We start from the raw sequence: 14,021 nt of genomic DNA, 5'->3' as shown, positions 1-14,021 counted from the left end.
CCGCCCGCCAGCAGGTCAGGCGGCCGAGGCCTCGTCGCCCGCGTCCTGGGCACCCACCCGGGCGACGTCCAGGTCGCGGCGGCGCTGTCCGAGGTGCACCACGTCGAGGTGCGGGCTGTGCAGGTGGTACCGCACCCGCAGGCCCCACGCGCGGCGGGCCCACAGCGCGGCGCCCAGCGCGACCAGGATGGCGGTGATCGAGCCGATGCCGATGGCCCACCGCGGCCCGAACTGCTCGCCGATCCAGCCCACGACCGGCGAGCCGACGGGGGTCGCCCCCAGGAACACCATCATGTAGAGCGCCATGACCCGGCCGCGCACCACGGGGTCGGTGCTCATCTGGATGGTGGAGTTCGCGGCGGTCATCATGGTCAGCGACGCGAGCCCCACGGGGATGCAGGCGATCGCGTACGACGTGTACGTCGGCATGAGCGCCATGACGCCGGTCGCGATGCCGAACGCGAAGGCCGAGCCGATGACCAGCCGCACCCGCGGGCGCTCGCGCCGCGCGGCGAGCAGCGCGCCGGTGAGCGAGCCGATGGCCAGGATCGAACCGAGGATGCCGTACTCCCCCGCCCCCTTGCCGAACTCCGTGCGGGCCATCATGGCGCTGGTCAGCTGGAAGTTGAGCCCGAAGGTCGACACGACGCCGACGACGACCATGATCACGACGATGTCGCTGCGGCCGCGCACGTAGGCGATGCCCTCGCGGATCTGCCCCTTGGCGCGCGACGCGGTGGGCATCGGCCGCAGCTCGGACAGGCGCATGCGGGTCAACGAGGTGATCGTCGCCGCGAAGGTCACGGCGTTGATGACGAACACCCAGCCCACGCCGACGCCGGCGATCGCCAGTCCCGCGATGCCGGGGCCGATCAGCCGCGCCGCGTTGAACGAGGCGCTGTTCAGCCCCACCGCGTTGGAGAGCTTGGCGGCGGGGACCAGCTCGGCGACGAACGTCTGCCGCACCGGGGCGTCGACGGCCGACACGCAGCCCAGCACCAGCGCGAACAGGTAGACCTGCCACAGCTGGGCGTTGCCGAGCAGCACGAGCGCGCCCAGGCCGGCCGCGAGCACGCCCTGCGCCACCTGCGTGCCCATGAGCAGCTTGCGCCGGTTGACCCGGTCGGCGAGCAGCCCCGCGTACGGGGAGAGCAGCAGCACGGGAGCGAACTGCAGCGCCGTGGTGATGCCGACCGCGACGCCGGACTCGTCGGACAGCTGCGTCAGCACCAGCCAGTCCTGGGCCACGCGCTGCATCCACGTGCCGATGTTGGCCACGAGCGCGCCGGCGAACCAGAGCCGGTAGTTGCGGAACTTCAGGGAGTCGAAGGTGCTCACGAGTCGGCGAGCCTCCGCAGGATGTCGGCGGCGGCGGCGAGGTGGGCGCGTTCGTCGGGCGTGAGCGTCGCGAGGTGCGCGGCCAGCCAGGTGTCCCGGCGGCGGCGGGTCTCGGCGATCTCGGCACGGCCCGCCTCGGTGAGGCTCACGACGACGGCGCGCCCATCGGTGGGGTGCGCACCCTTGCTCACGAGGCCGTCCTCCGCGAGGCAGTTCACCGTGCGGGTCATCGACGGCGGCTGGATGCGCTCGAGCTCGGCCAGCTGACCGGGGGTCAGGGGGCCGCGCTTCTCGATCCACAGCAGCACGGAGAACTGGTTGTCCGGCAGGCCCGCGTCGCCACGCTCGGCCCGGATGCGTCGCGACGCGCGACCGACCGCGACACGGAGCTCGGAAGCGAGGGCGGGGGTGGGCATCTCCTTACCCTAACTCATTACCTCCGGTAAGTACATGCCGAGCGGAGCTGGCGCCCGGGCGGCGAACCTGTCCTTGTCCACGGTTGGCGGCTCGCAACCGTGGAAGACGTCAGGTTCGGCGGATGGAGGTCGGCAGGCCAGCGGCCGAGCCCGTGGTTGTCCACGGTTGGCGGCTCGCAACCGCGGACAACGTCAAGTTCGCCGGACGGATGGCGGCGGCCGGCAGCCCGGGTGCCGAGCCCGTCCTTGTCCACGGATGTCAGCTCGCAACCGCGGACAACGTCAGGTTCGGCGGACGGATGGCGGCGGCCGGCAGCCCGGGCGGCGAGCCCGTCCTTGTCCACGGATGTCAGCTCGCAACCGCGGACAATGTCAGGTTCGGCGGTTGGGGGTCGGCGGCACTGCGGCCGAGCCCGTGGTTGTCCACGGATGGCGGCTCGTAACCGTGGATAACGTCAGGGTCGGCGGGCAGGGGCGGGCCGGGGCCGGACAGGCCGGGGGGTTACGGGCGGCCGAGGGCTCGGTAGGTCCAGCCCGCCGCGCGCCAGCGGCCCGGGTCCAGCACGTTGCGGCCGTCGAGGATCCGCCTGTGCGCGACCACCTCCGCGAGGGCGTCGGGGTCGATCGAGCGGTACTCGTCCCACTCGGTGGCCAGAAGCACCACGTCGGCGCCGCGCGCCGCCTCCAGCGCGGTGGGCGCGAAGCGCAGATCGGGCCACTTGGCGGCGGCGTTGGTGATCGCCTCCGGGTCGGTGACGGTCACCTCGGCGCCCTGCAGCTGCATCTGGGCGGCCACGGACAGCGCGGGCGAGTCGCGGACGTCGTCGGAGTTGGGCTTGAACGCCGCGCCCAGCACCGCGACGCGGCGGCCGACGATCGAGCCGTCGCACACCTCGCGCGCCAGGTCCACCACGCGCACGCGGCGCCGCATGTTGACCGAGTCGACCTCCTTGAGGAAGCCCAGCGCGTCGCTCACGCCCAGCTCGCCCGCGCGGGCCATGAACGCTCGGATGTCCTTGGGCAGGCAGCCGCCGCCGAACCCGAGGCCGGCGTTGAGGAAGCGGCGGCCGATGCGGGCGTCGTAGCCGATCGCGTCGGCCAGGCTCGTCACGTCGGCGCCCGTGGCCTCGCACAGCTCGGCCATGGCGTTGATGAACGAGATCTTGGTGGCGAGGAACGAGTTGGCGGCGACCTTGACCAGCTGCGCGGTCGCGTAGTCGGTCACCACCAGCGGGATGCCCTCGGACAGCGGCGTCGCGTACACCTCGTCGAGCACCTTCCGGGCGTGCGCGCCGTCCTCGGTCGGCTCGCCGTCGGCCGACTCCACGCCGTAGACCAGGCGATCGGGGTGCAGCGTGTCCTGGACCGCGAAGCCCTCCCGCAGGAACTCGGGGTTCCAGACGAGGTGCGCGCCGGTCCCCACGAGGCGCTCGGCGAGGTCCTCCGCCGTCCCCACGGGCACGGTGGACTTGCCGACCACCAGGTCACCGGGCCGCACGTGCGGCAGCAGCTCGGCGAACGCCGTCTCGACGTACGTGAGGTCGGCGCGGAACTCGCCGCGCTTCTGCGGGGTGCCGACGCAGAGGAAGTGCACCGAGGCCCCGGCGGCCTGGGCCATGTCCGCGCTGAAGCTCAGGCGGCCGGTGGCCGACGCCTCGGCCAGCAGCTCGGGCAGTCCCGGCTCGAAGAACGGCGCCCTCGCGGCCTGGAGGGCCTCCACCTTGGCGGCGTCGACGTCGATGCCCACCACCTCGTGGCCCAGCGCAGCCATCGCCGCCGCGTGCACGGCGCCCAGGTAGCCACATCCGATGACGCTGATCCGCACGGCCGTCCTCCAGTTGTCTCAGGATGTGCGCGAGCCTATCCGCGCCACGAACGGCCCGGGCGAGGCGCCTCGCGTCAGCCCAGCCAGGTTTGGAGCGGTCCGCGGATGAAGTACAGGACGAACAGCAGCGCGATCAGCCACATCAGCGGGTGCACCTTGCGCACCCTGCCGACCACCACCTGCAGGATCACGTAGAAGATCACGCCGGCGCCGATGCCCGCCGTGATCGAGTAGGTGAACGGCATCAGGACGATGGTGAAGAACGCGGGCACCGCGATCTCGTAGCTCTTCCAGTCGATGCCGGTGACCTGGGTGACCATGAGGTAGCCGACGACCACCAGGGCCGGCGCGGCGGCCTCGGACGGGATGATGTTGACCAGCGGGGCCAGGAACGTGGCCAGCAGGAACGCGATGCCGGTCACGACCGACGCGAAGCCCGTGCGCGCGCCCTCGCCGACGCCCGCGGCGGACTCGATGTAGCTCGTGTTGCTGGAGATGCCCGCGGCACCACCGGCGGCGGCGGCCACCGAGTCGACGATCAGGATCTGCTGCGTGCGCGGCGGGTTGCCCTTCTCGTCGAGCAGGCCCGCCTCCGAGCCGACCGCGACCATCGTGCCCATCGTGTCGAAGAAGTCCGCGAGGAGCAGCGAGAACACGAGCAGGACGACGGCGACGAGGCCGATCTTGTCGATCGAGCCGAACAGCGAGAAGTGCCCGAGCAGGCCGAAGTCGGGGGTGTCGATGACCTTGTCCGGCCACGCCGGCACGTTGAGCCGGAAGCCCTCGGGGTTGGGCGTGCCGTCGGCCGTGAACGCGCCGCCGACCTTGGCGATCTGCTCGACGACGATCGCGACGATCGTGGTGACCACGATCGAGATGAGAATGGCGCCGCGCACCTTCTTGGCCATGAGGATGACCATGAGCACGAGGCCCACCACGAAGACCACGAGCGGCCAGGTCGAGATCGACCCGTCGGGCCCGAGCTGCACGGGCGGGCTGTCGGCCCCCGTGCTGCGGATGAAGCCGGAGTCGACGAGGCCGATGAACGCGATGAACAGGCCGATGCCGACCGAGATCGCGGTCTTCAGCCAGACCGGGACCGCGTTGAACACCGCGCGCCGGAACCCGGTGAGCACGAGCACCAGGATGATCAGGCCCTCGAGCACCACGATGCCCATGGCGTCGGCCCAGGTCATCTCCGGGAGCGCCGCGATCGAGAACGCCACGACGGCGTTGATGCCGAGGCCGGTCGCGAGGGCCAGCGGGAAGTTGGCCACCGTGCCCATGAGGATCGTCAGCAGGCCGGCGACCAGGGCGGTGGTCGCCGCGATGGTGGCCTGGGGCGCGAGGGGCGCGCCCGTGCCGTCGTTCCCACCCAGGATGATCGGGTTGAGCACGATGATGTAGGCCATGGTGAAGAACGTGACGAGACCGCCACGGACCTCCGTGCCGATCGTGGAGCCACGCTCGGTGATCTTGAAGTAGCGGTCGATGACGTTGCCACGCGGCACGTCACGCTGGGGCGCCGCGGGCGCCTTCGAGGTCGAGGACATGGCGCGCAGTGTGCCAGGTCGGTGTTTCACCTGTGTAGCCGTGACCGAGTGTCGGTTGCCACAGCCACCCGTCGCGCAGGAGTGACGCGGTTCGCCCGATCGGGTCGATCGGGTCCGTCCATCGGTGCGACCCGCGGGTGCTCGGCAGAATGTCGAGCGTGGCCCCTCCCGCTCCCCTGCGCGTCCTCGTCGTGTGCACCGGCAACATCTGCCGGTCGCCCGCGGCCGAGCGGCTGCTCGCCGCGGGTCTGGGCGCGACGTTCCGGGGGCAGGGCGACGGGCGCCTGGCACCCGCCATCGAGGTGTCCTCCGCCGGCGCGGGCGCCCTGGTGGGCTCCCCGATGACCGACCAGATGGCCGAGCTCGTGGTCGCGCACGGCGGCGCGGTCACCGGCTTCTCGGCACGCCAGCTCACCCCGGCCATGATCCAGGCCGCGGACGTGGTGCTCACCGCGACCCGGCGGCACCGCTCGGCGGTCGTCGAGCTGGTGCCCGGCGCCGTCCGCCGCACCTTCACGCTGCGCGAGCTCGCGCGCCTCGCCGCCGCCGTCGACCCCGCGGAGCTGCCCGGCGCGGGCTCGACCACGGCCGACCGGCTCGCGGCGCTGGTCCCACTGGCGGCGGCGCGACGCGGCACCGCGCGGGCGCACGCGCCGTCCGACGACGACGTGGTCGACCCGTACGGCGGCACGCGCGCGCTCTACCAGCGGGCGTTCGGCGAGCTCGAACCCGCCGTCCGCGCGATCGTGTCGGCGGTGCGCCTGTGAGGTCTCAGATGACCAGCAGCGAGAATCCGCCCGAGCCGTAGCCCGCGACCTCCATGTCGAGGTCGGTGCGACGCACGTAGGCCAGCACCCACGTCGCGACGTCCGCGGGCAGCGGCTCACCCGGCTGGTAGATCCGGTCCAGCCGCACGTGCGGCGCGCCCTCGAGGTTGAACAGCGACGCCATGACGTTGAGCACCTCGCCCGCGTTCTCGGACAGGGCCTGCGGCAGCTGGCCCAGCTCGGCGGCCTCGGCCGCGACGTGCACCGGGACGAGCCCGAGCGCGGCGCCGATCGAGGCGGCGAGCGGCACGTCCAGGATCACCAGGGCGACCAGCGCCAGGCGGCGGTCCACGTACACACCGGTGAGCCCGCCCGCGGCGGGGTCCACCATCGCGCCGCCCGTCGCGACGTTGACGTCACGCCCGATGAGGCCCTCGATGAGCTCGCGGACCTCCTTGGCGCTCGGGAGCGGGGTCGGGATGCTCATGCCAGCACCGGGTCGATGACCTCGCGGAAGGCCTCGGGCGTGAAGGGCTTCGCGATGAGGAACAGGGCGCCGGCGCTCTCGGCCGCCGCACGCATCTCCGGGGAGCCCTCGGACGTGACGAAGCCGAACGGCGTCTGGTAGCCGGCCGCGCGCAACGCGTGCAGCAGCTCGATGCCGGTCATGTTGGGCATGTTCCAGTCGGACAGCACGACGTCCGGCTCGTCGGCCTTGATGGCGGCCAGTGCCTCCACGCCGTCGGACGCCTCGCGGACGTCCCAGTCGTAACCGGCCTGGCGCAGGGTGCGGACGACGATCTGCCGCATCACGCGGCTGTCGTCGGTCACGAGGACGCGGATCATGGCTTCTCCTTCAGTACGAGCGGCGTGACCCAGACGTCGATGACGAGCAGGCGTCCACGCCAGGACAGGGGCAGGTGCTGGGAACGGACGGCGCCGTCCAGCGGGGGCAACGCGTCGCCCACGTGCGGCAGGCCGAGCGTCCCCGGAGTCGGCAGCAGCGACTTGAGGTTGCCGCCGACGACGTTGGCGATCTCGCCGAGCGCGTCGACGAGGTCGTCGGGCGACACCTCGTCGCGCGGGTCCAGGTCGAGGAGAACGCGCGCGAGCTCCAGGGCGGTCGGGCCGGCCGTGACGAGGACGGCGCGGCCGCTCCACTCGCCGTGCAGGTCCACCCAGGCGACGAGCGCGTCGTCGATCTCGGGCAGGTCACCCTCCCAGGGCAGCAGAAGACCCAGGTCGCCGTCGACCATCGCGGAGAAGACCTCCTGCGCGATGCTCAGCACCTGGTCGTGCTCGACGGTGGCGGTCATGCCATCTCCTCCACGGGGACGAGGCCGAGCAGGTCCAGCTTGTCGCGGATCGCATCGGTGGTGAACGGCTTGATGAGGTACTCGTGAGCCCCGGCGGCCAGGGCGCGCACGATCTGGGAGTGCTCCGCCTCCGTGGTGACCATCATCAGTGTGATCCCCCGCCACGCCGGATTCGCGCGGACCTCGGTGACGAACGTCAGACCGTCCATGACGGGCATGTTCCAGTCGACGCACGCGAGATCGATCTCGGCGCCGCCCTCGAGCTGGTCGAGCGCGTCACGCCCGTGCTCGGCCTGCAGGGTCTCGAACCCCAGGCCTTCCAGTGCTCGCGCGACGATGCGACGCATCGTGCGCGAGTCGTCGATCACCAGGGCCTTCATCGAACTGCTCCTCGGGTCAGTGGCACGGCCGCGGTCGGCACGCGTGAGGGGACGGACGGGGACACCGGAGCAGCGGTGCGCGGTGTCGGGAGGGTGGGGGCCAGCGCGCGCTGCGGCGCGAGCGGCCGGTAGACGGAGGTCCGTCCGACGGTCGCCCGCTCCCAGCCCTCGTGCACCCCGAGCGTGGTCTCGGCGGCGCCCAGCAGGAGGACGCCGTCGGGCTTGATCACCCGCAGCACCCGGTCCAGGATCGCTCGCTTGGTGGCCAGGTCGAAGTAGATGAGCACGTTGCGCAGCAGCACCACGTCGAACGGCCCGGGCGGGGGCACGTCCAGCAGGTTGTGGGCGCGGAAGCTCACCATCTGGCGCACCGCCGCGGACAGCTCCCACTCCGTGCCGGCGCGCACCAGGTGGCGCACCAGCAGCGGGGCCGGCAGCCCACGGTTGACCTCGAGCTGGGAGTACCGCCCGGTGCGGGCGCGGGTCAGCACCTGCTCGGACAGGTCGGTCGCGACGATCTCGCTGGTCATGCCCGGAGGCAGGTGGTCCAGCATGGTCATCGCCACGGAATAGGGCTCCTGGCCGGTCGAGCACGCGGCCGACCAGACCCGCAGCCGGCCGATGCCGCCGCGCGCCGCGACGAGCCGCGGGAGCTCGTCCTCGCGCAGCGCCTGGTACGGCGCCCCGTCACGGAACCACGACGTCTCGTTGGTGGTCATCGCCTCGACGACCGCGTCGACGTCCGCGGGCAGGGCGCGCGTGCGCAGCCGGGTGACGTAGGCCTCGAGGCCGAGACCGGCCTCGCGGGCGAGCGGCAGGAGCCGGCTCTCCACCAGGTACTCCTTGCCGGGCGTCAGCTGGATCGCGCTGCGCCGACGGACGAGGTCCGCGACGAACGCGAACGCCTCGGGGGACAGACTCATGCGAACGCTCCCGTGGATGCGAGCTGGCGCTCGATGGTCGCGGCGACCTCGGAGACAGGGACGATCCGGTGGGCGAGGCCGGCCTGCGCGACGGCGCCGGGCATGCCCCACACCACGCTGGTCGGCTCGTCCTGGACGACGACGGTGCCGCCGGCGGTCACGACGTCCTGGCAGCCGGCCCGGCCGTCCGCACCCATGCCCGTGAGCACGACCGCGAGCAGCTCGTTGCCGTACAGGCGCACGGCGGAGCCGAACAGCACGTCGACCGAGGGGCGGCAGTAGTTGACCGGCGGGCCGTCGGTGAGCACCGTCTGCGTCTCGGCACCTGCGCGGCGCACCTCGAGGTGGCGGTCGCCCGGCGCGATGTAGACGGTCCCGGGGCGCAGCGTCTCGCCGCCCGCGGCCTCGACCACCGTTGCGGGACCCAGGCGGTCAAGGCGGGCGGCCAGCTGGCGCGTGAACACCGGCGGCATGTGCTGGACCACGAGCACCGGCGCCGCGGGTGCGGTCGTGAGGCTGGACAGCACGCGCGAGAGCGCCTCGGGGCCGCCGGTGGACGACCCCACGACGACCGCACGCACGGGGTGCGGCGCGGGCGCCGGCCGGACGACGACGGGACGTCCGGGGGCCTTGACCGCCGGCCGCGGTGCGGCGGCGGTCGGGGACGCCCCGGCCCGCCCGGCGACGGCGCCGCCCGGGTTGGGGACGAGCCCCCGCAGTCGCGGCACCAGCTCGCCCGCGACCCGTGCGATCGACTCCTGGACGCTGCCGACGTTCGACGGCTTGGCGACGTAGTCGGTCGCACCGGCCGCCAGGGCGTCGAGCGTCGCGGCCGCTCCTCGCTCGGTGAGCGTGGAGAACATGACGATCGGCATGCGGTGGCCCGTCCGCCGCAGCTCGCGGACCGCCTCGATGCCGTTCATCTCCGGCATCTCGATGTCCATGGTGACGGCGTCCGGTCGCAGCTGGGCGACCTTGGCCTGTGCGAGCCGGCCGTTGGCGGCCACACCGACCACCTCGATGCCCGGCGCCTGCGACAGCGCGTCGCTGACCAGGCGCCGGACGACGACGGAGTCGTCGACGACCAGCACGCGGATGTCGGCCATCAGAACCGGAACCCGGCCACGCGGTCACGCAGGGCGACGGACAGGACGGCGAGCTCGTCGACCTGGCCGCCGACACCGGCGAGCACGTCGGAGGAGCGCGTCGCGGACGTGGCGACGCCGGTGATGTTGGTGGCGATCTCACCCGAGCCGGTCGCGGCCTCGGCCACACCACGCGACATCTCGTTCGTGGTCGCCGTCTGCTCCTCGACCGCCGAGGCGATCGTCAGCTGGTAGTCGTTGATGCTCGCGATGATCGAGCTGATCTGCCCGATCGCCGCCACCGCACCGGTGGTGTCAGCCTGGATGGCCTCCACCCGACGAGCGATGTCCTCGGTCGCCCGCGCCGTCTCCGACGCCAGCTCCTTGACCTCACCAGCAACGACCGCGAACCCCTTGCCCGCCTCACCAGCACGAGCAGCCTCGATCGTCGCGTTCAACGCCAGCAGGTTCGTCTGCTCCGCGATCGAGGTGATCACCTTGACCACGTTGCCGATCTCCTGCGACGACGCACCCAGCTTCGCGACCTGGTCGTTCGTCGAAGCAGCCACCACCGTGGCCTGCGAGGCAACCTTGGCCGCATCCGTCGCGTTCTGCGCGATCTCCCGGATGCTCGCACCCATCTGCTCAGCACCCGCAGCAACCGCCTGCACGTTGCGCGAGACCTGCTCAGCAGCAGCAGCAACCACACCCGCCTGCGCACTCGTCTCGCCCGCCGCGTCGGAGACCTCCGCGTTGGCGCCGGTGAGCCGCTGCGCGGACTCGGCGACGTCGCGGGCCGTGTGGGCCACGTCGGTGAGCGTCGCGCGCAGACCCTCCTGCGCACGCCGGAGCGAGGCGGCCATGCGGCCCGTCTCGTCCTGCTGCTCGGAGACGGCCTCGACGGTCAGGTCGCCCTCCGCCATGGCGTCGAGCGAGGTGGCGACCGAGCCCACGGCGCGGCCGATCCGACGGATCACCGCGGCGGCGAGGCTGCCGGCGACGAGGGCCGCGAGCACGAACGCCACGCCCAGGATCCAGATCATGCGACGCACCTCGGCCTGGCCGGCCTCCTGGATCGCGATGACCTGCGCGTCCGTCTGTGCCGAGGCGAGCGCGAGCGCGCGGCCCGCCCAGTCGGGGTCGGCGGCACCGTCGGCCGCTGCGGCGGCGGCGAAGCCCGCCGTGTCGCCCGCCTCGGCGAGCGGCACCAGGGTCTTGTCGCGGAACGCGGTCCACGCGGCCCAGCGGGTGCGGAAGTCCTTCCACTGCGGCGTGACCGCGGCCGGGAAGGTCTCGACCACGTCGGAGCGGGTCTCCACGACGCTGTCCACCCACTGCGAGGCGGTGAGCAGCTGCGCGCGGGTCGCCGCGTCGGCGGTCGACGCCTGGCGGAGCAGCAGGTGGCTGCGCGCCTGGGCGACCCCCAGGTCGGCGAACGCACGCTGCAGGGAGGTGTTCAGGTCGGACATCTCCGCGAGGTTGCGGCCGGAGTTGACCAGCGACATCGCGCCGATCCCGCCGACGACGGCGAACGTGCCGCCGAGCACCAGCATGGCCGCCGTGAACTTCACCGCGATGGGCCGGTCCCAGAACCAGGCGGCGCGGCGCCGGGGTGTCGTGGTGGTCATCAGCCGACCTCTTCTGCCGTGTAGTAGCCGCCGTCGACGAGCAGTCGGCGGTAGTTGTCCTTGTTCACTTCCTGGGGCGCGAGCAGGTAGGAGGGGACCACCTTCACGCCGTTGTCGTACGTGGCGGTGTCGTTCACCTCGGGCTGCGTGCCCTTGAGCAGCGCGCTGACCATCGCGACGGTCACCTCCGCCAGCTGGCGGGTGTCCTTGTAGACGGTCATGTACTGCTCGCCGTCCGCCACCGACTTCACGGCGGGGATCTCGGAGTCCTGGCCCGTCACCACCGGCACGTAGCCGAGGGACTTCGCCGACGCGATCGCCGCCTGGGCGAGACCGTCGTTGGGCGCGAGGATGCCGTCCAGGTGCCGGTTCTTGTACGCACCGAGCAGCGAGTCCATGCGCTTGCCGCCGGTCTTCGGGTCCCAGCTGGCGATGGCGACGTCCTCGCGGGCGACCTGCCCGGACGGCACCACGAGCACCTTGGAGTCGAGGTAGGGCTTGAGCACCGACATCGCGCCGTCGTAGAACACCGTGGCGTTGTTGTCGTCGGGCGAGCCGGCGAAGACCTCGATGTTGAACGGTCCCTTCTTGCCCGTGGGGGCGCCCGTCGCGTCGAGGATCCCGAGGCCGCGCAGCAGGGCGTTGCCCTGCATGACGCCGACGCGGGCGTTGTCGAACGACGCGTAGAAGTCGACGTCCTTCGAGTCGCGGATCAGGCGGTCGTAGGAGATCACCGGGATGCCGGCGGCGTGGGCCTGGGCCAGCACGCCCGCCAGGGCCTTGCCGTCGACCGACCCGATCACCAGCGCGTCCGCGCCCTCGTCGATCATGGCCTGCACCTGGGCGACCTGACCGGCGACGTCGTTCTCCGCGTACTTCTTGTCGACCTGGTAGCCCAGCGAGGTGAACTGCGCCTCGAGGTTGTCACCGTCGGCCACCCACCGGCTCTGCTCGGTGGTGGGCATCGCGAGCCCGACGAGGGGTGCCTCGTCGGAGCTCTCGCCCCACGAGCAGCCGCCGAGCACGGCCGTCATGCCGAGCACGAGCGCGAACGCCGTGCCGGTCCTGCGTGTCCCGCTTCGCATGTCCGTGCCGCCCGTCAGTAGGTGAACGCTGCGACGCGAGTGCGCAGGTCGGCGGACATGCGGGCCAGCTCGGAGACGGCCGAGGCCATCTGGCCGAGCGAGTCCGCGGTGGACGCGGTCGCGGTGGCGACGCCGGTGATGTTGGTGGCGATCTCACCCGAGCCGGTCGCGGCCTCGGCCACACCACGCGACATCTCGTTCGTGGTCGCCGTCTGCTCCTCGACCGCCGAGGCGATCGTCAGCTGGTAGTCGTTGATGCTCGCGATGATCGAGCTGATCTGCCCGATCGCCGCCACCGCACCCGTGGTGTCAGCCTGGATGGCCTCCACCCGACGAGCGATGTCCTCGGTCGCCCGCGCCGTCTCCGACGCCAGCTCCTTGACCTCACCAGCAACGACCGCGAACCCCTTGCCCGCCTCACCAGCACGAGCAGCCTCGATCGTCGCGTTCAACGCCAGCAGGTTCGTCTGCTCCGCGATCGAGGTGATCACCTTGACCACGTTGCCGATCTCCTGCGACGACGCACCCAGCTTCGCGACCTGGTCGTTCGTCGAAGCAGCCACCACCGTCGCCTGCGAGGCAACCTTGGCCGCATCCGTCGCGTTCTGCGCGATCTCCCGGATGCTCGCACCCATCTGCTCAGCACCCGCAGCAACCGCCTGCACGTTGCGCGAGACCTGCTCAGCAGCAGCCGCAACCACACCCGCCTGCGCGCTCGTCTCCTCCTGCGTGGACTCGAACTGGTTCGACGTCGCCGAGAGCTGCTCGGCGGCCGCGGCGACCGTCTGCGCGGTGTCGACGACCCCCGAGAAGGTGGAGCGGACGGACGTCTGCGCGGTGCGCAGCGCGTCGGCCATCCGGCCGAGCTCGTCGCCCGACGTGGTCTCCGCCTCGACCGTGAAGTCGCCGGCGGACATGGCCTCGAGCGAGGCGTGCACGCGGGCCACCGACCGGCGGATGTTGCGTGTCACGATGTAACCGAGCGTGAGCGAGACGACCAGCGCGATGGCCAGCGAGACCAGGAGGATCGTCGACGCACGGGCCGTGCGGTCCGTCGCGGTCTGCGCCACCTGGGCGACGTAGGCCGTGATCTCGGACGCCACGGTGTCCAGGTCGGTCACGTACGCCTCGATCGCCGGCTGGGCGCTGTCCTCGCGCACCTGGGCGTAGGCGGCACGGTCGCCGCTCATCGCCGCGGGGACGAGCTCGTCGTCGCGGATCTTGAGCCACGCGGCGTAGTGCTCGTGGAAGGAGGTCCAGCTGGCCGACAGGGCCGCGGCGGGCGTGGTGTCGTACGACGCGATCGCCCCGTTGAGCTCGGTGTCGTTCTCCGCCAGCTTGCCGGCCCACTCCTCGCGGCCAGCCTGGTCGGGCGACGCCGCGATCTGCGCGATGATCATGCGCGCCTTGAGCTGGTCCTGGTGGGCCAGGTTGCGCACGTCGGAGATGGTCTCCTGGATCGTGGAGAGGGTCTGCAGGTCGGACTTGCTCTGGTTGAGCGAGGCGATGGCGAAGATGCCCGAGCCGATGGCGACGATGCCCAGCAGAGCGAAGACCGTGATGATCTTGGTCTGGATGGAACGGTCGGAGAACCACGCGCCGCGGCGGCGCGGTGCGGGTGCGGGGGTCGTGGTGGTCATGTCAGTGGCTCCTTGGCGAGGGACGTCGTCGGCCGATCGATCGGCCGGTCGGACGTGGGTCTGAG

General features: G+C 71.9%; 14 protein-coding genes. 1 reads left to right on the top strand and 13 read right to left on the bottom strand.

Annotated elements, in window-relative coordinates:
* Positions 1-15 precede the first annotated feature (15 nt).
* The 4 genes from QRT05_RS04490 to QRT05_RS04475 form a co-directional block, all read right to left on the bottom strand.
* A complete protein-coding gene (locus QRT05_RS04490) occupies positions 16-1,338 on the bottom strand; it encodes an MFS transporter (protein ID WP_289445668.1) in 1,323 nt (440 codons plus the stop codon).
* On the bottom strand, positions 1,335-1,754 hold the full coding sequence (locus QRT05_RS04485) for a MarR family winged helix-turn-helix transcriptional regulator (protein ID WP_289445666.1): 420 nt from the start codon (positions 1,752-1,754) through the stop codon (positions 1,335-1,337). Before QRT05_RS04485 ends, QRT05_RS04490 begins: the two co-directional genes overlap by 4 nt.
* Positions 1,755-2,256: 502 nt before the next feature.
* Positions 2,257-3,579: a UDP-glucose dehydrogenase family protein gene (locus QRT05_RS04480; protein ID WP_289445664.1), complete on the bottom strand. Its 1,323-nt coding sequence runs from the start codon at positions 3,577-3,579 to the stop codon at positions 2,257-2,259.
* Positions 3,580-3,653: 74 nt separating this feature from the next.
* Complete coding sequence (locus tag QRT05_RS04475; protein ID WP_289445662.1) at positions 3,654-5,132, bottom strand: NCS2 family permease; 1,479 nt, start codon at positions 5,130-5,132, stop codon at positions 3,654-3,656.
* A 158-nt stretch (positions 5,133-5,290) separates the two neighbouring features.
* Here QRT05_RS04475 and QRT05_RS04470 point away from each other — a divergent pair, with 158 nt between their 5' ends.
* A complete protein-coding gene (locus QRT05_RS04470; protein WP_407650293.1) occupies positions 5,291-5,899 on the top strand; it encodes an arsenate reductase/protein-tyrosine-phosphatase family protein in 609 nt (202 codons plus the stop codon).
* Positions 5,900-5,903: 4 nt separating this feature from the next.
* Here QRT05_RS04470 and QRT05_RS04465 read toward each other — a convergent pair whose 3' ends face one another.
* From QRT05_RS04465 to QRT05_RS04425, 9 genes are read right to left on the bottom strand one after another with little or no spacing between them, the layout of a single operon-like run.
* Complete coding sequence (locus QRT05_RS04465; RefSeq protein WP_289445658.1) at positions 5,904-6,386, bottom strand: hypothetical protein; 483 nt, start codon at positions 6,384-6,386, stop codon at positions 5,904-5,906.
* On the bottom strand, positions 6,383-6,745 hold the full coding sequence (locus QRT05_RS04460; RefSeq protein WP_289445656.1) for a response regulator: 363 nt from the start codon (positions 6,743-6,745) through the stop codon (positions 6,383-6,385). Before QRT05_RS04460 ends, QRT05_RS04465 begins: the two co-directional genes overlap by 4 nt.
* The gene (locus QRT05_RS04455; protein WP_289445652.1) at positions 6,742-7,215 is read right to left on the bottom strand and encodes a chemotaxis protein CheX; all 474 of its coding nucleotides are present in this window, start codon (positions 7,213-7,215) and stop codon (positions 6,742-6,744) included. Before QRT05_RS04455 ends, QRT05_RS04460 begins: the two co-directional genes overlap by 4 nt.
* A complete protein-coding gene (locus QRT05_RS04450; protein WP_289445651.1) occupies positions 7,212-7,595 on the bottom strand; it encodes a response regulator in 384 nt (127 codons plus the stop codon). Before QRT05_RS04450 ends, QRT05_RS04455 begins: the two co-directional genes overlap by 4 nt.
* The gene (locus tag QRT05_RS04445) at positions 7,592-8,518 is read right to left on the bottom strand and encodes a CheR family methyltransferase (protein ID WP_289445649.1); all 927 of its coding nucleotides are present in this window, start codon (positions 8,516-8,518) and stop codon (positions 7,592-7,594) included. The genes QRT05_RS04450 and QRT05_RS04445 overlap by 4 nt, the downstream gene beginning before the upstream one ends.
* Positions 8,515-9,624: a chemotaxis-specific protein-glutamate methyltransferase CheB gene (gene cheB / locus QRT05_RS04440; RefSeq protein WP_289445646.1), complete on the bottom strand. Its 1,110-nt coding sequence runs from the start codon at positions 9,622-9,624 to the stop codon at positions 8,515-8,517. The genes QRT05_RS04445 and cheB overlap by 4 nt, the downstream gene beginning before the upstream one ends.
* A complete protein-coding gene (locus QRT05_RS04435; RefSeq protein WP_289445645.1) occupies positions 9,624-11,231 on the bottom strand; it encodes a methyl-accepting chemotaxis protein in 1,608 nt (535 codons plus the stop codon). Before QRT05_RS04435 ends, cheB begins: the two co-directional genes overlap by 1 nt.
* Positions 11,231-12,316 carry a substrate-binding domain-containing protein gene (locus tag QRT05_RS04430; RefSeq protein WP_289445643.1) on the bottom strand — a complete coding sequence of 362 codons (1,086 nt, stop codon included), beginning with the start codon at positions 12,314-12,316 and terminating at the stop codon, positions 11,231-11,233. Before QRT05_RS04430 ends, QRT05_RS04435 begins: the two co-directional genes overlap by 1 nt.
* Positions 12,317-12,330: 14 nt before the next feature.
* Complete coding sequence (locus QRT05_RS04425) at positions 12,331-13,956, bottom strand: methyl-accepting chemotaxis protein (RefSeq protein ID WP_289445641.1); 1,626 nt, start codon at positions 13,954-13,956, stop codon at positions 12,331-12,333.
* Positions 13,957-14,021: the final 65 nt, after the last annotated feature.

The organism is Cellulomonas edaphi (assembly GCF_030362815.1).
GTDB classification, from domain to species: domain Bacteria; phylum Actinomycetota; class Actinomycetes; order Actinomycetales; family Cellulomonadaceae; genus Cellulomonas; species Cellulomonas edaphi.
This window is presented reverse-complemented; position numbering and strand designations above follow the sequence as displayed.

What these genes read in the sequence shown, in the direction of transcription:
- QRT05_RS04460 (WP_289445656.1), bottom strand. Translation starts at nt 6,745, where the DNA reads ATGATCCGCGTCCTCGTGACCGACGACAGCCGCGTGATGCGGCAGATC.
- cheB (WP_289445646.1), bottom strand. Translation starts at nt 9,624, where the DNA reads ATGGCCGACATCCGCGTGCTGGTCGTCGACGACTCCGTCGTCGTCCGG.
- QRT05_RS04445 (WP_289445649.1), bottom strand. Translation starts at nt 8,518, where the DNA reads ATGAGTCTGTCCCCCGAGGCGTTCGCGTTCGTCGCGGACCTCGTCCGT.
- QRT05_RS04455 (WP_289445652.1), bottom strand. Translation starts at nt 7,215, where the DNA reads ATGACCGCCACCGTCGAGCACGACCAGGTGCTGAGCATCGCGCAGGAG.
- QRT05_RS04435 (WP_289445645.1), bottom strand. Translation starts at nt 11,231, where the DNA reads ATGACCACCACGACACCCCGGCGCCGCGCCGCCTGGTTCTGGGACCGG.
- QRT05_RS04465 (WP_289445658.1), bottom strand. Translation starts at nt 6,386, where the DNA reads ATGAGCATCCCGACCCCGCTCCCGAGCGCCAAGGAGGTCCGCGAGCTC.
- QRT05_RS04425 (WP_289445641.1), bottom strand. Translation starts at nt 13,956, where the DNA reads ATGACCACCACGACCCCCGCACCCGCACCGCGCCGCCGCGGCGCGTGG.
- QRT05_RS04450 (WP_289445651.1), bottom strand. Translation starts at nt 7,595, where the DNA reads ATGAAGGCCCTGGTGATCGACGACTCGCGCACGATGCGTCGCATCGTC.
- QRT05_RS04485 (WP_289445666.1), bottom strand. Translation starts at nt 1,754, where the DNA reads ATGCCCACCCCCGCCCTCGCTTCCGAGCTCCGTGTCGCGGTCGGTCGC.
- QRT05_RS04430 (WP_289445643.1), bottom strand. Translation starts at nt 12,316, where the DNA reads ATGCGAAGCGGGACACGCAGGACCGGCACGGCGTTCGCGCTCGTGCTC.
- QRT05_RS04475 (WP_289445662.1), bottom strand. Translation starts at nt 5,132, where the DNA reads ATGTCCTCGACCTCGAAGGCGCCCGCGGCGCCCCAGCGTGACGTGCCG.